Raw genomic sequence first — 17,861 nt, forward strand, 5'->3', positions numbered from 1 at the left:
CCGCAGCGCCCCGCGCCGGCGGACCCGCCGAGGCCGCTCCACGCGTCGGCGACGGCCGCACCGGCTCCCTGCCGCGCGTCACCGGCGCCTACGACCGCCTCAGCGGCACCCACCGGCAGGTCGGCGTCGAACGGCCGGTCGCCGGCCGGCCGCCGGACGGCGCCGCCAAAGAAGGCGGCAGCCGCCTATCGCAGCCGCACAAGCGGCACTACCTGTCGCTGTGGGTCGAACTGCCGCTGCTGCTGATCGTGGCGTTCTCCGCCGCGGTGCTGCTGCGGACGTTCGCGATCCAGCCGTTCTACATCCCCTCGGGGTCGATGGAGCAGACCCTCCAGGAGGGCGACAAGGTCCTGGTCCTCAAGCTGACCTCGACCCTGCGCAGCCCCCAGCGCGGCGAGGTGGTCGTCTTCCGCGGCACCGACAACTGGGACCCCGAGTACCGGCCCACGGGCGGCGGCACCTTCCTGTCGGATTTCGGCACCGCCGTGCTCGACCTGGTCGGCCTGGCCGAGCCCGATGAGAAGGACTTCATCAAACGCGTGATCGCCGTCGGCGGCGACACCGTCGAATGCTGCGACGACGACGGCAACGTCGTGGTCAACGGGGTCTCCCTGAACGAAGGCGAGTATGTCTACGACGACGCGCCGCTCGACGTCGAGCCGGGCTCGTGCCACGCCCGGAGGTTCGAGCCGGTGACCATCCCCGCCGGCCACGTCTGGGTCATGGGCGACCACCGCGGCAACTCCCAGGACTCGCGCTGCCAGGGCCCGGTGCCGGTCGAGAACATCATCGGCAGGGCCATCAGCCTGGTGTGGCCGACCGACCGCGCCCGCGACCTGGAGATCCCCGGCTCCTTCGACGTCCTGGACGGCACCTCCGGCGAGGGCGCCGGCGGCGGATCCGAGCCCGCCGAGCCCGGCGACGAGTCCGAAGCCGACGCCGCGGCGAGATTCACAGCAGACCCGGCGTTCAGCTGGTTTCCCGAAGGATCCCTGGCGGTTCACCGCCGGTGGGAATTCGGGGCGATTGCTCGCTCGCCGTCCCGCGAAGCGGGATTGTGAGCAACGAGTGACCGTGATGACACCGATAGGTCCCGATCGGTGTCGGTGTTCTTGTCGGATCCGACTTCTAATCTGGTGCTTGTGGGGAAGCAGGTCGTGCAGGTGAAGCTGGTGCCGACACCGGAGCAGGCGCTGGCGGCGACGCTGCGCGCGGTCAATGAGGCCGCGAACTGGGCCTCGGCTGTGGCCTTCGCGCACGGTGTGCCGCGGGAGTACGCGCTGCGCCAGCACACCTACACCGAGCTGAAGGAGCGCGGGCTCGGCTCGCAGATCGCGCAGCTGGTCATCAAGAAGACCTGCCACGCCTACGCCACCATCACCGGGCTCGTCAGGGCCAGGCGCCTCGCCGGGAAACGCGCGGCGCAGGCGAGGGCGAAACCGGTCGCGTTCCGCCCCGATGCCGCGCAGGCGTTCGACGACCGGTGCCTGTCCTGGCAGCACGAGGCCCGGACGGTGTCGATCTGGACCGTCCACGGTCGCAAGCGCGGGATCGCCTTCACCGGGCACCCCGACCACCTCAAACTCCTGGAGCGTGCTCGCCGGGGCGAGACGGACCTGGTCTTTCGCGACGGGCAGTGGTACCTGGCCGCGACGGTCGAGGTCGCCGACGCTGAGGCGAACTGCGATCCGGTCGACCTCCTCGGGGTCGACATGGGGATTGCCAACATCGCCACCAGCTCCGACGGCGACAACTTCGAAGGTGCCGGGCTGCGTCGGTACCGCAAGCGGATGGCGAAAGTCCGCGCCGAGTTGCAGGCCAAGGCCACCAAGTCGGCGAAGAAGAAGCTCAAAGCCCGCGCACGGCGAGAAGCCCGTGCGATCAAGGACAACGACCACAGGATCGCGAAGCAGCTCGTAGGCAAGGCTGAACGCACCGGACGCGGTATCGGCATAGAAGATCTTGCCGGTATCCGTGACCGGGTACGGCTCCCAGCCGCCCAGCGAGGCGAGCTCAACTCGTGGTCCTTCCACCAGCTCCAGGCCTTCATCGCCTATAAAGCGAAGCGGGCCGGGGTGCCGGTGGTGACCATTGATGCGAGGAACACCTCGCGGCGGTGCCCGTTGTGCGGGCATACCGCCAAGCACAATCGACCCACACGTGATGATTTTGCCTGTCGGGGGTGCGGACTCGCTGGGCCCGCCGACCAGGTAGCCGCGGTCAACGTCCGTGACCGCGCACGCACGACTTGGGCTTTTGTCAATACGCCCAATGTTGCCGATACACCGCAGCCAGCGGCGGGCACGAGCGACAAGCCACGGACTTCAACCCGTGGCAGTTGACTATCATCTTCCGCCCGCCTTGCCCGCCACGGTGATGGGCGCACCAGAGGTCGCTGCGCGACCGCGTAGACTCGCACCGTGATCGAAGAAGGGCAAGCGCCTGGCGCGGACGGCGGCGGTGGCGGCGCCGATGAGTCTTCCGAAAAACGCCCCAAGCAGAAGGGCTCGTTCTGGAAAGAGCTTCCCATCCTGCTGGGCGTGGCCATCCTCGTGGCCGTCCTGGTCCGGACATTCGTCGTCCAGACCTATTACATACCTTCGGGTTCGATGGAGACCACGCTCGAACTCAACGATCGCGTCCTGGTCAACAAGCTCGTCTACGACTTCTCCGAGCCCGAACGCGGCGACATCATCGTGTTCACCGCGCCCGAGTCGTGGCGGTCGAACCTCGAAGAGGACGAGTTCATCAAGCGCGTCATCGCCGTCGGAGGCGATCACGTAGTGTGCTGCGACGATGACGGACGGATCACCGTCAACGGGTACCCGCTCGACGAGAGCGACTACCTCTACGTCAACCCGATGACCGGCGTGCAGGACGTCCCGAGCCGGGACCCGTTCGACCTGGTGGTGCCCGAGGGGCGGCTGTGGGTCATGGGCGACCACCGGCAGGCCTCGGGCGACTCGCGCGAACGCTACGTCCGCACCGGCGGCGACGTCACCGCCTCGACCATCGACGTCGACGCCGTGATCGGCAAGGCGTTCGTGCTGTTCTGGCCGTTCGACCACGCCACCTGGTTCGACGCGCCCGACACGTACGAGGACGTCCCCGAGCCATCCTGACCGTGCTGCGCCCCGCCCCTTCCCGGATGCGCCGCGACGGCGACCTGTACGCGCTCGAGGCGGCCTTGGAGCGACGCGGCCTCGGCCCGGTCGCCGGGGTCGACGAGGCCGGCCGGGGCGCCTGCGCCGGCCCCCTGGTCGTGGCCGCCGTCAGCCTGCCGCCCAGCGCCCGCCTCGACGAGCTCGGCGACTCCAAGCTGCTCACCGCAGCCGCCCGCGACCGGGTCTTCGAGCGGCTGCGCCGCAGCCGGGCGCGCATCTCGGTGGTGTCGTATCCGCCGGCCGAGATAGACGCGCGCGGTGTGGGGGTATGCAACCTCGAGGGCATGCGTCTGGCCGTCGCCGGGCTCGCCGAGCGGCCCGGATACGTCCTGACCGACGGGTTCGCCGTCGACGGCATGCCGGTCCCCAGCCTCGGCGTCGTCAAGGGCGACCGCACTGCCGCCTGCGTGGCCGCCGCGGGCATCGTCGCCAAGGTCACCCGCGACCGGCAGATGGAACTCCTGGACCGGCGCTACCCTCACTACGGTTTCGCGACCCACAAGGGGTACGGGACCGCCGCCCACGAGGCGGCGATGCGGGAGTGGGGCCCGTGCGAGGAACACCGCATGTCGTACGCGAACGTCGCCGCCCACGGCGGCTCCGGCCGCGGCGACGCCTGCGGCGAGGTGGATTCTCGCCGCACTATCGTGGGAATGGCCGTTGAGAAGGAGGAGCGTTGAGCGCCGAGGACCTCGAGAAGTACGAGACCGACATGGAACTGCAGCTGTACCGCGAGTACCGCGACATCGTGCGGCAGTTCACCTACGTCGTCGAGACCGAGCGGCGGTTCTACCTGGCCAACGCGGTGGAGGTCCAAGTCCGCGGCGCCGACGCGGAGACCTACTTCGAAGTCGAGATGCACGATGCCTGGGTTTGGGACATGTACCGCCCCGCCCGCTTCGTCAAGCACGTCCGCGTCCTGACGTTCAAGGACGTCAACGTCGAAGAGCTCGACAAACCGGACATGACACTGCCTTAGCCGGCGAGGCCGAATTCCGGACCGGAACGCCCGGTGAACCCGCAGTTAGGATTGCCGGGTGTCAACACTCCGCGACATCGTCAGCGCCCACACCGAACTGTCCTCGAACTCCGCGGCCCACCTCCAGCGGTTGGTCGCCGAGTGGCAGCTCCTGGCCGACCTCTCCTTCGCCGACTTCCTGCTCTGGAGCGCCGTCAAGGACCACCCGGGCCGGTTCGTGTGCCTCGCCCAGGTCCGGCCCACCACCGGCCCCACCGCCTACGAAGAGGACCAGGTCGGCCGCATCGTCGAGGGCGAGGACGCGGCGCACCTGAAGGTCGCCTTCACCGAAGGCCGCATCTTCCGCGAGGGCGACCCGGTCTGGCGCGGTGACGTCGCCGCCCGCCACGAGGCCATCCCGGTGCGCCGGCGCGACCGCAGCCAGGTCATCGCCGTCGCCGCCCGCGACACCAACCTCTCCGACACGCGCAGCCCCTCCCACCTCGAGCTCAACTACCTCAAGACCGCCGACTACCTGGTGCAGATGCTCACCGACGGCGGCTTCCCGCCGCCGCTGCTGCCGGGGGAGCCGACGACCGCGCCGCGCATCGGCGACGGCCTGGTCCGCATCGGCGCCGACGGCCTGGTCCGCTACGCCTCGCCCAACGCCCTGTCGGCCTACCGGCGCATGGGCGTCACCGGGCACCTGAGGGACCGCGACCTGGCCGAACTGACCCGGAGCCTCCCGAGCGACGCCGAGATCGGCGCCGACGCCGCCCGCCGCATCCGCGACGCGCTCGCCGGCGGCACGCCCCGCCGCAAGGAGATCGAGGCCAAGGGCGCGACGGTCCTCATGCGGGCGCTGCCGCTGCGGCCGGGAGGCAAGGCCGCCGGCGCGCTGGTGCTGGTGCGCGACATCACCGAGGTCCGGCGCCTCGACCGCGAGCTGGTCACCAAGGACGCCACGATCCGCGAGATCCACCACCGGGTCAAGAACAACCTCCAGACCGTCGCCGCGCTGCTGCGCCTCCAGGCCCGGCGGGTCGGCTCGCCGCAGGCCCGGGTCTCGCTCGAGGAGTCGGTCCGGCGCGTCGCCTCGATCGCGCTGGTCCACGAGACCCTCGCCCAGTCCTCGGACGAGTCGGTCGGCTTCGACCAGATCGTCGACCGGGTCGCTTCGATGGCCGTCGAGGTGTCGGTCGCCGAGTCGAAGGTCACGCTGCGGCGCGAGGGCACCTTCGGGGTGCTGCCGAGCGAGTACGCCACACCGCTGGTGATGGTCGTCAACGAGCTGATCCAGAACGCCGTCGAGCACGCCTACCCTCCCGGCCAGGAGGGCGAGGTCGTCATCGGCGTCGCCCGCGACGGCGACCACTTCCGGGTCACCGTCTCCGACCAGGGCAAAGGCCTGCCCGAGGGCTTCAAGATCGCGAACTCCAACCGGCTGGGACTCCAGATCGTCCACACGCTGGTCACCGGGGAGCTGCGCGGCACCATCGAGATGCGTCCCCGCTCCGACGGCGGCACCGAGGCGGAGGTCGACTTCACCCTCCAGTGACGACCGGCCCGTGCGGTGCGTCCCGGAGTCCAGTTGCCGGGACGAGGCTGTCATACGGCCGCTTGTTATGGCATGCTTGCTCGCATGTCTTCTGCGCACGGACTCCGCCTCGTGGCACGCCGCCACGTGGACTTCTGCCGTGTGTTCAGCGCCGCCTGTCTGATGCGCGCTTAATCCCCGGTTCCGTCGAACCGTCGAATCACGCCACACCCGTGTCTGCATTCAGGAGAACTGTGCCAACGCCAACGCGCAAACCCCGTCGGCCCAAGGGCCAGGGCCAGTGGGCCCTGGGCCACCGCGAGCCGCTGAACAAGAACGAGCAGTCCAAGAAGGACGACAATCCGCTCAACGTGCGGCAGCGCATCGAGGGCATCTACGCGCACGGCGGGTTCGACTCGATCGACCCGGCCGACCTGCGGGGACGCTTCCGCTGGTGGGGCCTGTACACCCAGCGCCGCCCCGGGATCGACGGCGGCAAGACCGCCATTCTCGAGGACGAGGAGCTCGACGACCGCTACTTCATGATGCGCGTCCGCATGGACGGCGGTCAGCTCTCCCGAGAGCAGCTGCGCACCGTCGCCGGCATCTCCAAGGAGTTCGCCCGCGACACCGCCGACGTCACCGACCGCCAGAACGTCCAGTACCACTGGATCCGAGTCGAAGACGTGCCCGAGATCTGGCGCCGCCTCGAATCGGTCGGCCTCGACACGCAGGAGGCCTGCGGCGACTGCCCGCGCGTCGTCCTCGGCTCCCCGGTCGCCGGGGTCAGCAAGGACGAGGTCATCGACCCGACGCCGCAGATCAAGGAGATCCACGACCGCTTCGTCGGCGACCAGAGCCTGTCGAACCTGCCGCGCAAGTACAAGACCTCGATCTCCTGGCTCCCCGACAGCCCCTACGACTCCAACGACTTCTCGCTGGTCGGCGCCCACCACCCCGAGCACGGGGCCGGCTTCGACCTGTGGGTCGGCGGCGGCCTGTCGACCAACCCCATGTTCGCCCAGCGCCTCGGCGTCTGGGTCTCCCAGGACGACCTGGTCGACGTGTGGCTGGGCGTCACCCAGATCTTCCGCGACTGGGGCTACCGGCGCCTGCGCACCCGCGCCCGCCTGAAGTTCCTCGTCAAGGACTGGGGCGTCGAGAAGTTCCGCGAAGTCCTCGAGTCCGAGGCCTACCTGGGCCGCAAACTGCCGGACCTCGAGGCCCCCGCCGAACCGGAGCGCCTCACCGACCACATCGGCGTCCACGAGCAGAACGACGGCAACTACTACATCGGCGTCGCCCCCGTGGTCGGCCGCGTCTCGGGCACCATGCTCGACCAGCTGGCCGACGTCGCCGAGAAGTACGGCTCGGACCGCCTCCGCACCACCGCACTCCAGAAGCTCCTGGTGCTCGACATCCCCGGCGACAAGGTCGACGCCGCCGTGGACGACCTGGAGGCGATCGGGCTCACCGCCAAGCCGTCGCAATGGCGCCAGCACACCATGGCCTGCACCGGCATCCAGTTCTGCAAGCTCGCCATCGTCGACACCAAGGACCGCGCCCGCGACCTCATCGCCGAGCTCGAGAAGCGCGTCCCCGAACTCGACGTGCCGATCTCGGTCCACGTCAACGGCTGCCCCAACGCCTGCGCCCGCACGCAGACCGCCGACATCGGTCTCAAGGGCCAACTGGTGACCGTCGACGGGCAGCAGGTCGAGGGCTTCCAGGTCCACCTGGGCGGTGGCCACGCCGGTTCGGCGAGTCTGGGCCGCAAGTCCCGCGGCCTCAAGGTCGCCTCCGCCGACCTCGGCGACTACGTCGAACGCGTCACCCGCCGCTACCTCGCGGGCAGGTCGGAAGGCGAGTCGTTCGCCCGCTGGGTGCACCGGGCCGACGAAGAGGACCTGAAGTGAGCGGCCGAGTCGTTCCCTACCACTGCCCGTACTGCGGGGAGGAAGACCTCAGGCCCTACGAGCCGGAGCCGGACGGCGAGGTCGAGATCAAGGGCGGCTGGCACTGCCGCGACTGCACCCGCGTGTTCACCCTCAAGTACCACGGGATGGCCGCACCGCCGGCCGTACCCGCACCTCCCACCCGTCCGAACGAAGACAGAGCGGCACCGAACTACCCCGAATCGGAGTAACCACATGGACAGCACGACGAACCGGGACCCCTTCGAACTCCGCGACCTCGCCACCGAAGCGGGAGAGCGCCTCGAGGACGCCACGGCCACCGAGATCATCGAGTGGGCCGTCGGCGAGTTCGGCGAGCGCTTCTGTGTGACCTCCTCCATGGCCGACGCCGCCGTGGTGCACCTTGCCGCGACGGTCGCCCCCGGCATCGACGTGGTCTTCCTCGACACCGGCCTGCACTTCCCCGAGACCCTCGAGATCCGCGACTTCGTGGCCTCGACCATGGACGTCAACGTCCGCTCCATCCAGCCCGACCAGTCGGTGCTGGAGCAGGACGGCGAGTTCGGGCCGCGCCTGTTCGAGCGCGCCCCGGACGAATGCTGCTCGCTGCGGAAGGTCCTGCCGCTGGGCCGCGCGCTGGCCGACTACGACGGCTGGGCCACGGGGCTGCGCCGCGACGAGGGCCCGACGCGCGCGAACACCCGCGTGGTCGACTTCGACGTCAGCCGCCGCAAGGTCAAGGTCTCGCCGATCGCGAAGTGGACCGAGGCCGAGCAGCTCTCCTACATCGAACGCCACAACATCCCGGTGAACCCGCTGCTGGGCGACGGCTTCCGCTCGATCGGCTGCTGGCCGTGCACCCGCCGCACGCAGCCGGGCGAGGACCCGCGCGCGGGCCGCTGGGCCGCCTTCGACAAGACCGAATGCGGGTTGCATGTCTGAGACGCCGGTCGTCCTCGTCGCGCACGGCAGTCCCGACCCCCGGTCGCCGGAGGTCGTGCGCGACATCGCGGCGGCCGCTCGAGCCCGTGTCGGCTTCCTCGAGTTCAACGACCCGCACCCGGTGGACGTGCTCACCGGTCTGGCCGACGAAGGCGTCGAGCGGGCCGTGGCGCTGCCGCTGCTGCTGACCGACGCCTACCATTCCCGGACCGATCTGCCCGAGGTGGCCAGGCGTGCCGAGGAGGCTCGCGCCGGCCTCACGGTCGTCCTCGGCCGCCCGGTGGGCGACGAAACGCTGGCCTCGGCACTGGTCCGCGGACTGCCCGACGGCGCCGACGGTCTGGCGGTGCTCGCGGCCGGAACGCGGGTCGACGAGGGCCGTGCGCACGTCGAGGCGGTGGCGGCCGAGGCAGGACGCCGGCTCGCCGTCCCATCGCGCGCCGCATTCGCCTCCGGACCGGGGTTGAGCGGCGCCGAAGCGGTCGCGGAACTGCGGGCACTCGGGTGCGAGCGCGTCGCCGCGGTCTGCTACTTCATCGCCCCCGGCAAGCTCTGCGACGTCGCCGCGGCATCGGCGCGCTCGGCGGGCGCGGTCTTCGTCGGCGAACCGCTCGGCACGGCCCCCGAACTGCTGAAGCTCATCGCCGACCGGTCGTCGGCCGCCGCGGCCGTCTAAGTCGTTCCCGGCGAACGGCGGACGGCTCTGGCCGAAGCCGACGGCTCTGCGGGTAGGCGACGACAGCACCGATGCCAGCGTGACGGCCGCCACTCCCCAGGTCGCGAGTCCGTAGGAGTGGAGTCCGGCCTCGCGCATGTAGTAGCCGACCGGCAGCCACAGCAGGGCCTGGAACACCGCTTGGGCGATGAGGTCGCGGCACTGCAGCAGGCGCCGTCCGATGAACCAGTAGTAGGCGGCCACGAGCCAGGCGATCACCGTCACCCCGACTGCCGCGCTTACCGAGTCGACCTCGCCGGTCACCACTTGGGCGATGCCCCACACACCTGCCGCGGCGAGTCCGGTTGCGAGAAGCCAGAACAGCCCTGCGGCCACGATCACAGTCCAGGGTCGGTAGTCGCCACCGGGCCTTTCGGTGACGGCGCCCATGTCGGCGTCGGTTTCGTTCACACCGCAACCGTATCCCGGGCTAAGCTGCGACTATGCACGCCCTGCAACCAGCGCCGCAGCGCGGTCTGCTCATCGTCAATCCGAAGGCGTCGTCCACCTCCCGGCGGCGCCTCAGGCGCGTGGCGAAGCAGCTCGGGGACGTGGTCGATCTGACCGTGGAGCAGACCGGCGACCGCGGGCACGCCGAGCAGCTCGCGCGGCGCGGCGTCGACGAAGGCTTCGACGCAGTGTTGAGCCTCGGCGGCGACGGCACGGTCAACGAAGTGGTCAACGGCCTGCTCGCCGACGGCCGCAAGGCCGAGGACGCGCCGGTCTTCGCCCCCATACCCGGCGGATCCACGAACGTGTTCGCGCGGGCGTTGGGGCTGCCGGCGGACCGGCGGAAGGCGGTCAAGGAGATCGTCGAGGCGCTCCGCGTGCGCGAACCGCGCGTGGTGAGTCTGGGTCGAGTGGCCGACGACACCGAGGAGAGACTCTTCACTTTCTGCGCCGGACTCGGCTGGGACGCATCGGTCATCAAGCGGGTGGAGTCCTACCGCCGCAACGGCCGCAACATGGGTGCGCACTATGCCAGAGCCGTCATGGCCGAGCTCAACGAGCACGGCGTCGAGGGCGAGTCGATCGAGGTCGAGTTGTCGACCGGCGAGACCGACTCGTCGACCGGGATGGTCGTGGTCCAGAACTGCGCGCCGTGGACCTACTTGGGCACCCTTCCGGTGAATCTCAACGCGCGGGCGTCCTTTAATGCTGGACTTGACGTATTGATTCTGCGTAAACTTGGTCTGTCGGCCGCCGCCCGAACCGCCGCGATGCTGCTGGCGGGCCGCGAGGGCCCCGACGGTAGCGACGCGGTCACGCATCACGATCTGTCCAGGATTCGTCTGCGTGCGTCGCTTCCGCAAGCATTCCAGCTCGACGGAGACTATCTCGGAGAGCGCACGGAACTCGAATTGACTTCGGTTCCCGGAGCATTGCGGGTGGCCTGTTAACAACTTGGGAAAACCTGAGCGTGGGTGTTGACAAGTCGACCGGGACCGGGCAAGGTTGATTTCGCCGCCTTATGCGGGCGGCGTGAGACTTGACAACCAAATATCGTATTTTCGGTGCGTTTTGACCTGGTGTTTGGATTGAGTATTTCTGCCGAGTGCTCAGCCTTGGCGACTCTTGCGAGCCATACCTTAGTCCAGTCTGAGTACCAGTGTGTCAAACCGGTTCGACTCGCTGTCACCGCCCCCCTCCAGGAGGCGCTGTGGGAGCCGCTCCGCTGATCCGCGGTAGGGATCACGGCGGCGTCCGGAGGTGCTGACTCGGCCGCACTCGTGGCTCACCAGTGCGCCATGGCCGGGTCTTCGTCGAGGTAGTTCGGTGAGTTCACTCACTTCGGGCTGTTTTCCGGAGTCGAACCTCTTGACAAATCCAATCCTTGTGAAAGTATTCACAAGGTAGTCGGGTCAAGGTGCGGGCCGTCGACAATCGACCGGCCGACCCGAGGCGGCGGAGGATGCTCTCGCTTGTGCCCAGGCGTCCGCAACGACGCTGTTGCGATTGAGAGCGACCCCCGCACTCCCGGCGAGAGCGGGTTCCATTGTGCGGAGGCCCACTACTCGTCGCGAGTCGGCGGGAATCCTCGTATGGAGGCGTATTCGTCCACTCTGCTGTACCGGACGGGACTCCTTTGGACTGAGCCGCGAAGCGCCCGAAACGCAAGCTAGTCATAACACCGTGTAAGCGAACTTCTGATTTTCAGCAAGGAGATGTTTGATGGATTGGCGCCACGAGGCCGTTTGCCGTGACGAAGACCCCGAACTGTTCTTCCCGATCGGGGACACCGGCCCGGCTTTGACGCAGATCGAGCAGGCCAAGAGCGTCTGCAGGCGCTGCCCCGTCACCGAGGAGTGCCTGCGGTGGGCGCTCGAGACCGGCCAGGACGCCGGCGTATGGGGCGGGATGAGCGAGCTGGAGCGCCGCGAGCTCAAGCGCCGCTCCGGTGCGCTGCGCCCGCTGGTCGCCCAAGCCGCGAGCTGAGCGCTCCCGCGAACGCAGACCCTTGAGTCCGAACCCATCCCTCGATCTGAAACACGATGTTTGAAGGGCCCGGCAGCGATGTCGGGCCTTCAAGCTGTCCGGGCCCGGACGGACCCCCCAGAACCGGCCCGTCAACGGACCCGGTGCGCCTCGGTGTCGGCATCGGCCTCGGTCGCCGGCCGCTGCTGCCGGATCGTGATCGACGCGGCCGAACCGGAACTGTCGGCCACCACCTCGTCGGTCAGCGCGCGCAGTACCTGCCACTGGTAGGTGTTCGGATCCGGCAGCGGATCGCCCCCCGGTCGGGTCAACACGATCCGCAGGCTCTCGAGCCCGACCGCCAGGCTGCAGTGCAGCGGCTCGCCGCTCCCGCCGCCGCGCCTGAGGAAAGACAGCGACCGCCCCGACTCGGGCGGCAGGAGCAGCGTCACGGCGGCGTTCACCGCCGCACGCAGATCCTCGATCGCGTCCAGCGAGAACCCGAGACGCGTCGCCACCGCCGCGGTCGCCGTGGGCAGCACGGACAGGTAATCGCCCGTCGTCGGAACCTCGAGCAGCAGCACGTCCTCGCGTTCATCGCTCACCGGCATCGCCGCTCCCTGTGACGTTGTGTCGACCATCGGTCTCCAGCAGCTCCCGGTCCAAAGAATAGTGGGAACGGCCCACGGATGGGGACCGCCCCGCGAGGTGGCGCCGAAACGCCCGCCCGGCTCCGGACACGTCCGGAGCCGGGCGGGCGTTTCACGGTGCGGATCGACGCGCGACGCTACTTCTTCGTCTCCCAGAAGATCTCCGCGATCTGGTCGATCTTGGCCAGCAGCTCGTCGGCGACCTGCGGGTCGGCCGAGCCCTTGGAGCCGCTCGCGCCCGCCAGCTTCGTGGCCTCGTTGACCAGCGTGTGGAGCTGCGGGTACTTCTCGAAGTGCGGCGGCTTGAAGTAGTCGGTCCACAGCACCCACAGGTGCTCCTTGACCAACTGCGCCCGCTGCTCCTTGATCATGAGAGCTCGAGTGCGGAACTCGGGGTCCTCGTTGGCCTGGTACTTCTCGCAGATCCCTTTGACCGACTCCGCTTCAATGCGGGCCTGCGCCGGGTCGTAGACCCCGCACGGCAGGTCGCAGTGAGCCGAAGCCGAAATCTGCGGCAGCAGCCGCTTGAACAGAGGCTTCAACATTGCCCCTCCAGCTTCTTTCCAGTGGGTGTGATTCCAACGCCGACCCTACCTCTCGGAGGGCCGTTTTCGTGCGTACCCCTACAGTTAGAGACACAACACAAGTCCGCACGACGACCATGGTGGACAGTTCGTCCGCCACCCGGAGCCGAACCGCGGCTCGCCAGCCGCGCCAAGATGGAGGCCGATCGCCGATGCTAGCCGCCTACGCCCGCAACGTGAACCCCGACGATCCACTCTCGGCGCTCTCGGTCGGAGCGATCGAGCCGCCCGATGTCCCCTCGGGATGGACGCGTGTCGCGCTGGCGGCCGCCTCGGTGAACCACCACGACCTGTGGTCGCTCGCCGGCGTCGGCCTGCGCGAGGACCAGTGCCCGATGATCCTCGGGACCGACGCGGTCGGCGTCACCGCCGACGGCGACGAAGTCGTGGTGTACCCCGTCATCGCCGATCCCACACTCGCCGACGAGACCCTCGACCCGCGGCGCACGCTCCTGTCGGAGTTCCACCCCGGCACGCTCGCCGAGACCGTCGCCGTCCCGGCCCGCAACCTGCTGCCCAAGCCCGAGGGGTGGAGCGCGGCCGAGGCCGCCTGCCTGCCCACGGCCTACCTCACCGCGTGGAGGATGCTCACCACCCGCGGGCGCCTCCCCGCAGACGGCACGGTCCTGGTCCACGGCACCGGCGGCGGCGTGTCCACCGCCGCGATCGTGCTCGCGAAAGCAATGGGCGCGCGGGTCTACGCCACCGGCCGCAGAGCCGACCGCCGCGAGGCGGCCGCCGAGATCGGCGCCGAGGCCGTCGAACCGGGCACGCGGCTGCCCGAGCGCGTCGACGTCGTCGTCGACTCGGTCGGAGGACCGGTCATGGGCCACTCGGTCAAGTCGCTCAAGCCCGGAGGCCGGCTGGTGAACTGCGGCGTCACCGGCGGCAGCATCGCCGAGGTCGACCTGCGGCACGTGTTCTTCAAGCAGCTGGAGATCCTCGGGTCGACCATGGGCACCCTCGAGGAGCTGGCCGCGCTGATCGCCTTCTGCGACGAGCGGGGCGTGCGGCCGGTCATCGATTCGACGCACCCGCTGGCCGACGCCGAGGCCGCGCTGCGCCGTCTCGGCTCGGGCGAGTCCTTCGGCAAGGTCGTGATCACAGCGTCGTAATTACGACGGCGCAGAAGGTTTCTCGCGGAATCCCCGCCTGAGCGACGATCGTCCCCGCAGTCTGTAGGAGGCATCGAGCCAGGACGAGGGGGCGATCATGTCAGTCGGAGGAGGGCTCAAGGACGGCCTGCGGGCCGGTTCGGGCACCGCGTGGGCGGTCGCGAAGCGGGCCGCCGTGAAGGTCGCGATCGCGGCGGCGATCGTGGTCGTGGTGATGGCGATGGTCGAACGCGGCGAGGGCTCCGCTGCCGGGCCGGCGTCCTTTTCCGAGTCCGGCCAGGCGGGACCGGTGTCGGCGCAGCCGGCGATCCTCTCCGAGGAGCGGGCGGGGGAGCAGCTCCTGCTGTGCCGGTACGAGGTCGACGCGCTCTTCGGCGTCTCGATCTTCGCCGACACGACCATGACCGCCAAGCGCCTGGTCCGCATCCCCGACGGCGAGGAGCTCCGCGGGTCCTGCTTCGCACGCGAGGGCGACAAGGCGCTCAGCTGCGACGGACTGGCCTGGGACTACGAGTGGATCAGGGTCCGCTCGGGCTCGACGCTGGGCTGGAGCCCGGCCACATGCCTCGAGCGGATCGGGTTCTTCTGAACGATCAAGGGGCGGGACCGCGGGCAGCGGCCCCACCCCTTGCACCGGGGTCACTTGAGGCCGACTCCGGCGACGCCCCTGACGATCTGCTTCTGGAACAGCAGGAACACGATCAGCAGCGGCAGCGCGCCGAGCACGGCGGCGGCCATGTTCTGGGCGTAGAACAGGCCGTAGCCTCCGGCGACGACGCCGAGGCCGACCGGCAGGGTCATCATCGACGGGTCGGTCGCGATCAACAGCGGCCACAGGAAGTTGTTCCACGAGCCGATGAAGGTGAAGATGCCGACGGCCGCCATGATCGGGCCCGACAGCGGCACGATGACGCTCCACAGGATCCTGAGGTGGCCCGCGCCGTCGATCGTGGCGGCCTCCTCGTAGTCGCGCGGGATCGCGTCGAAGAACCGCTTGAGGATGAACACCATGACCGGAGCGACGACCTGCGGCAGCGCCAGGCCCCAGTAGGTGTCGGCCAGGTTCAACGTGGTCACGATGTCGAACAGCGGGATGATCAGCGCCTGGGGCGGCACCATCAGCCCGGCGATGATCGCCGCGAAGATGATGTTCTTGCCCGGGAAGCTGAACCGCGAGAATCCGTACGCGGCCAGGACGCACAGCACCAGCGTGAGCACGGTGACGATGGTCGAGACGACCGTGGAGTTCACCATCCACGTCAGGTGGTCGCCGCGCTCGAACAGGACCCGGTAGCCCTCAAGGGACCATTCCCGCGGGATCCAGTGGATGTCCTGGCCGAGACTGGCCTCGGTCTCGGTCTTCAGCGACGTCGACAGCGCCCACAGCAGCGGCACGAGCCACAGCAGGGCCAGGACGAACGCCGAGAAGTACACGAGACCGGTGCCCGCCGTCACCTTCTTGCGGCGGCGGTTGATGACGCGCTTCTCGCCCGGTTCCGTCCGCGGCTTTTCTTGAAGGGTGGTCATATCAGGCCTCCTTCCTGGAGAACAGCCGGAACTGGACGATGGAGACGATCATGATGAGGACGAACAGCACGTACGACAGCGCCGAGGCGTAGCCGATGCGGTAGCCCTCGAAGCCGGAGATGTAGATGTAGTGGATCGCGACCTCGGTGGCGCGGTTGGGACCGCCGCCGGTCATCAGGTACATCTGGTCGAAGATGCGCAGCGAGGCGATCATCTGCAGGACGAGCACGAGGGCGACGGTGCGCTTGAGCAGCGGCAGCGTGATGCGCCACAGCTGCTGCCACCAGTTGGCGCCGTCCATGCTCGAGGCCTCGTAGACGTCCTTCGGGATGGTCTGGAGCGCGGCCAGGAACAGCAGGAAGTTGAAGCCGATCGTCCACCACACGGTGGTCATGACCACCGACCACATGGCGCGGTTCTCGTCCTGCAGCCACAGGGCCGGGGCGTCGGGGCTCTGGATGCCGAGCATCTGGAGGTAGTGGTTGATGAGCCCGCCGTCCGGCTGGTACATCCAGATCCAGATCATGGTCACCACGGACACCGGGACGACGAACGGCGCGAAGAACGCCATCCGCAGGAACCAACCCATCTTGCGGGCGCGGTTGACCAGGAGCGCGAGGACGATCGCGAGGACCACCAGCGGGGGAGTGCTGTAGAGCGTGAACTCGGCGGTGTTCCACAGCGCGGCCCAGGCGCGCTCGTCGCGGAAGGCCTCGGCCCAGTTCGCCAGGCCGATCCATTCGACGGGGCGTCCGGTGAGGCTCTTGTCCGTGAAGGAGTAGTAGAGGCCGAGGATGGTCGGCCAGACGAGGAAGAGCACGTACATCGCGGTGAACGGCAGGACGAACCACAGCCCGGTCCACGACGTTCGCTTCTTGGAGGGCGGCGCGCTCATGCGCGGGGGCCGCTCCTCTGCGGGCGCCTCAGCGGGCGTCTTTGTGTCGGTAGTCATGAGAGGTCCTATGAATCGATTCAGTCAACCGGGTTGGGCAGGTCGAGCAGCGCGTGCGTCCGCTCCTTGATGAGCGCGAGAGCGTCCTCGGGGGTCATCGCCAGGGCGTAGACCTGCTGGAGCACGCTGCCGACCTCGTCGTAAATGCGGGCGGCCGAACCGGCGAACCAGACGTCGGGGTCGAGCTGGACGTTGTCGACCACGCCCGAGTACTCGGCGTTCGGTTGGAGCTGCTGGTACTCGCTGCTCTCGGTGACCGGGAGGTACGCGGGAGTGTGGCCGGCGCCGGCGCCCCACTGGAAGCTGTTCTGGAGCATCCAGCCCGCGTACCGGATCGTGGCTTTGCGGACCTCGGGGTCCCAGGAGTTGTGCCGCGGCAGGATGTAGGCGTGGCTGTCGCCCTGCGTGCGGCGATTGCCGTAGAAGTCGGGCATCTCGGTGATGGAGAAGTCCAGGCCCTGCGCCTCGTCGAAGGCCCGGAAGCGGACGATCTCCCAGTTGCCGACCTGGACGAGTCCGGCCGCGCCGTTCTCGAAGTTGGCGGCGCACTGGGCGCCGTCGGCGAAGGTGGGGCAGAGCCCTTCCTCGGCCATCCGGTACATCGGCTCGATGGCGGCCAGCGCCTTGTCGTCGTCGAGTTCGAAGTCGTCCTCGTGGAAGATCCACTCGCCGTCCTGCTGCCGGTACCAGGCCCAGAACTGGCGCCAGCCGGCGAAGGTGTCGAGGGAGGTGCCGTATTCGCCGGTGACGTCCTTGACGGCGCGGAGCAGGTCGAAGTACTCCTCGACCCCGTGGGTCTCCAGGAGCGTGCCGTCGGCGTTGAGGACCCCGGCCTGTTCGCAGACGGTCCGGTTGTAGTAGTTGACCAGCGCATGCGTGTCGATCGGGATGGCGTACAGCTTGTCGTCGACGAAGCACTTCTCCCAGAGGTCGCTGGGGAAGTCCTCGGGATTCAGCCCGGCCTCGACGATCTCGTCGATCTCGATCGCGTCCATGAGGGTGTCGGGGGAGAGGCTCTTGAGCCGGGAGACGTGGATGGTGGCGATGTCGGCGGCGTTGCCGCCGGAGGCCCCCATGACCACGCGGGTGTAGAACGGCGTCCCCCAGCCGAAGGTCGTCGCCTGAAGTTCGATGTCGGGGTGCTCGCCCATGAACTGGTCGTGCATCGACGTCATGATGGCGCCGTCGGCGCCGGCGAGGAGGTTCCACTGCTTGACCAAGGTCTTCTCGCTCAGCGAGGCCGAGAGAGAGCCGCATCCGGTCAGGCCGAGTCCGGCGGCCGCCGCCGACCCGGCGAGGAGGGTTCTCCGGTGCAGCGAACCCGGAGGTGAGGGATTGTTTCGCATATATGCATCACTTCCTGTGTGATTGTTTGCCGGGCACGCT

Annotated in this window: 19 protein-coding genes; 14 read left to right on the plus strand and 5 right to left on the minus strand. The window is 68.8% G+C overall.

Annotated features, from left to right (window positions below; translation table 11 throughout):
• The 12 genes from lepB (ACYVL2_RS17050) to ACYVL2_RS17105 form a co-directional block, all read left to right on the plus strand.
• On the plus strand, positions 1-1,061 hold a 1,061-nt coding region (gene lepB / locus ACYVL2_RS17050), incomplete at its 5' end, for a signal peptidase I (RefSeq protein WP_460545511.1).
• 81 nt (positions 1,062-1,142) lie between these two features.
• On the plus strand, positions 1,143-2,342 hold the full coding sequence (locus tag ACYVL2_RS17055) for an RNA-guided endonuclease InsQ/TnpB family protein (RefSeq protein WP_460545513.1): 1,200 nt from the start codon (positions 1,143-1,145) through the stop codon (positions 2,340-2,342).
• Positions 2,343-2,423: 81 nt separating this feature from the next.
• Positions 2,424-3,122: a signal peptidase I gene (lepB, locus tag ACYVL2_RS17060; protein WP_460545609.1), complete on the plus strand. Its 699-nt coding sequence runs from the start codon at positions 2,424-2,426 to the stop codon at positions 3,120-3,122.
• Positions 3,119-3,844: a ribonuclease HII gene (locus ACYVL2_RS17065; RefSeq protein ID WP_460545611.1), complete on the plus strand. Its 726-nt coding sequence runs from the start codon at positions 3,119-3,121 to the stop codon at positions 3,842-3,844. Before lepB (ACYVL2_RS17060) ends, ACYVL2_RS17065 begins: the two co-directional genes overlap by 4 nt.
• Entirely contained in the window at positions 3,841-4,143 is a 303-nt protein-coding gene (locus ACYVL2_RS17070) for a DUF2469 domain-containing protein (protein WP_460545515.1), read from the plus strand. Before ACYVL2_RS17065 ends, ACYVL2_RS17070 begins: the two co-directional genes overlap by 4 nt.
• Positions 4,144-4,201: 58 nt before the next feature.
• Positions 4,202-5,680, plus strand: coding sequence for a sensor histidine kinase (locus tag ACYVL2_RS17075; protein WP_460545517.1), 1,479 nt, complete (start codon positions 4,202-4,204; stop codon positions 5,678-5,680).
• Positions 5,681-5,892: 212 nt separating this feature from the next.
• A complete protein-coding gene (locus ACYVL2_RS17080) occupies positions 5,893-7,575 on the plus strand; it encodes a nitrite/sulfite reductase (RefSeq protein ID WP_460545519.1) in 1,683 nt (560 codons plus the stop codon).
• Positions 7,572-7,805 (plus strand): hypothetical protein, encoded by a 234-nt coding sequence (locus ACYVL2_RS17085; protein ID WP_460545521.1) that lies wholly within the window; start codon positions 7,572-7,574, stop codon positions 7,803-7,805. The genes ACYVL2_RS17080 and ACYVL2_RS17085 overlap by 4 nt, the downstream gene beginning before the upstream one ends.
• Before the next feature lie 4 nt (positions 7,806-7,809).
• Positions 7,810-8,517, plus strand: a complete 708-nt coding sequence (locus tag ACYVL2_RS17090; RefSeq protein WP_460545523.1) for an adenylyl/phosphoadenylyl-sulfate reductase — start codon at positions 7,810-7,812, stop codon at positions 8,515-8,517.
• Positions 8,510-9,193: a sirohydrochlorin chelatase gene (locus ACYVL2_RS17095; protein WP_460545525.1), complete on the plus strand. Its 684-nt coding sequence runs from the start codon at positions 8,510-8,512 to the stop codon at positions 9,191-9,193. The genes ACYVL2_RS17090 and ACYVL2_RS17095 overlap by 8 nt, the downstream gene beginning before the upstream one ends.
• 482 nt (positions 9,194-9,675) lie before the next feature.
• Complete coding sequence (locus ACYVL2_RS17100; RefSeq protein WP_460545528.1) at positions 9,676-10,632, plus strand: diacylglycerol/lipid kinase family protein; 957 nt, start codon at positions 9,676-9,678, stop codon at positions 10,630-10,632.
• Positions 10,633-11,404: 772 nt separating this feature from the next.
• Positions 11,405-11,668, plus strand: a complete 264-nt coding sequence (locus ACYVL2_RS17105) for a WhiB family transcriptional regulator (protein WP_460545530.1) — start codon at positions 11,405-11,407, stop codon at positions 11,666-11,668.
• Between the two features lie 131 nt (positions 11,669-11,799).
• On the opposite strand, the gene ACYVL2_RS17110 is transcribed toward ACYVL2_RS17105, so the two are convergent.
• Positions 11,800-12,252: an anti-sigma regulatory factor gene (locus ACYVL2_RS17110; RefSeq protein ID WP_460545532.1), complete on the minus strand. Its 453-nt coding sequence runs from the start codon at positions 12,250-12,252 to the stop codon at positions 11,800-11,802.
• Between the two features lie 182 nt (positions 12,253-12,434).
• Positions 12,435-12,842, minus strand: coding sequence for a superoxide dismutase, Ni (sodN, locus tag ACYVL2_RS17115; RefSeq protein ID WP_460545534.1), 408 nt, complete (start codon positions 12,840-12,842; stop codon positions 12,435-12,437).
• Positions 12,843-13,033: 191 nt separating this feature from the next.
• Here sodN and ACYVL2_RS17120 point away from each other — a divergent pair, with 191 nt between their 5' ends.
• Complete coding sequence (locus ACYVL2_RS17120; protein WP_460545536.1) at positions 13,034-13,996, plus strand: MDR/zinc-dependent alcohol dehydrogenase-like family protein; 963 nt, start codon at positions 13,034-13,036, stop codon at positions 13,994-13,996.
• 97 nt (positions 13,997-14,093) lie between these two features.
• Complete coding sequence (locus ACYVL2_RS17125; protein ID WP_460545538.1) at positions 14,094-14,585, plus strand: hypothetical protein; 492 nt, start codon at positions 14,094-14,096, stop codon at positions 14,583-14,585.
• Positions 14,586-14,635: 50 nt separating this feature from the next.
• Here the strand turns inward: ACYVL2_RS17125 and ACYVL2_RS17130 are convergent, their stop codons facing one another.
• The 3 genes from ACYVL2_RS17130 to ACYVL2_RS17140 are packed head-to-tail and all read right to left on the minus strand — an operon-like array spanning position 14,636 to position 17,821.
• Positions 14,636-15,523 carry a carbohydrate ABC transporter permease gene (locus ACYVL2_RS17130; RefSeq protein WP_460545540.1) on the minus strand — a complete coding sequence of 296 codons (888 nt, stop codon included), beginning with the start codon at positions 15,521-15,523 and terminating at the stop codon, positions 14,636-14,638.
• A 1-nt stretch (position 15,524) separates the two neighbouring features.
• Positions 15,525-16,475, minus strand: coding sequence for a carbohydrate ABC transporter permease (locus tag ACYVL2_RS17135; protein WP_460545542.1), 951 nt, complete (start codon positions 16,473-16,475; stop codon positions 15,525-15,527).
• Between the two features lie 20 nt (positions 16,476-16,495).
• The gene (locus tag ACYVL2_RS17140) at positions 16,496-17,821 is read right to left on the minus strand and encodes a type 2 periplasmic-binding domain-containing protein (protein WP_460545544.1); all 1,326 of its coding nucleotides are present in this window, start codon (positions 17,819-17,821) and stop codon (positions 16,496-16,498) included.
• Positions 17,822-17,861 lie beyond the last annotated feature (40 nt).

The sequence above is a fragment of the Glycomyces halotolerans genome (assembly GCF_054779575.1).

Excerpts from the sequence above, each read along its gene's own strand:
- ACYVL2_RS17125 (WP_460545538.1), top strand. The coding sequence starts at position 14,094 with ATGTCAGTCGGAGGAGGGCTCAAGGACGGCCTGCGGGCCGGTTCGGGC.
- ACYVL2_RS17105 (WP_460545530.1), top strand. The coding sequence starts at position 11,405 with ATGGATTGGCGCCACGAGGCCGTTTGCCGTGACGAAGACCCCGAACTG.
- ACYVL2_RS17130 (WP_460545540.1), bottom strand. The coding sequence starts at position 15,523 with ATGACCACCCTTCAAGAAAAGCCGCGGACGGAACCGGGCGAGAAGCGC.
- ACYVL2_RS17135 (WP_460545542.1), bottom strand. The coding sequence starts at position 16,475 with ATGACTACCGACACAAAGACGCCCGCTGAGGCGCCCGCAGAGGAGCGG.
- ACYVL2_RS17090 (WP_460545523.1), top strand. The coding sequence starts at position 7,810 with ATGGACAGCACGACGAACCGGGACCCCTTCGAACTCCGCGACCTCGCC.
- ACYVL2_RS17095 (WP_460545525.1), top strand. The coding sequence starts at position 8,510 with ATGTCTGAGACGCCGGTCGTCCTCGTCGCGCACGGCAGTCCCGACCCC.
- ACYVL2_RS17140 (WP_460545544.1), bottom strand. The coding sequence starts at position 17,821 with ATGCGAAACAATCCCTCACCTCCGGGTTCGCTGCACCGGAGAACCCTC.
- sodN (WP_460545534.1), bottom strand. The coding sequence starts at position 12,842 with ATGTTGAAGCCTCTGTTCAAGCGGCTGCTGCCGCAGATTTCGGCTTCG.
- ACYVL2_RS17100 (WP_460545528.1), top strand. The coding sequence starts at position 9,676 with ATGCACGCCCTGCAACCAGCGCCGCAGCGCGGTCTGCTCATCGTCAAT.
- ACYVL2_RS17120 (WP_460545536.1), top strand. The coding sequence starts at position 13,034 with ATGCTAGCCGCCTACGCCCGCAACGTGAACCCCGACGATCCACTCTCG.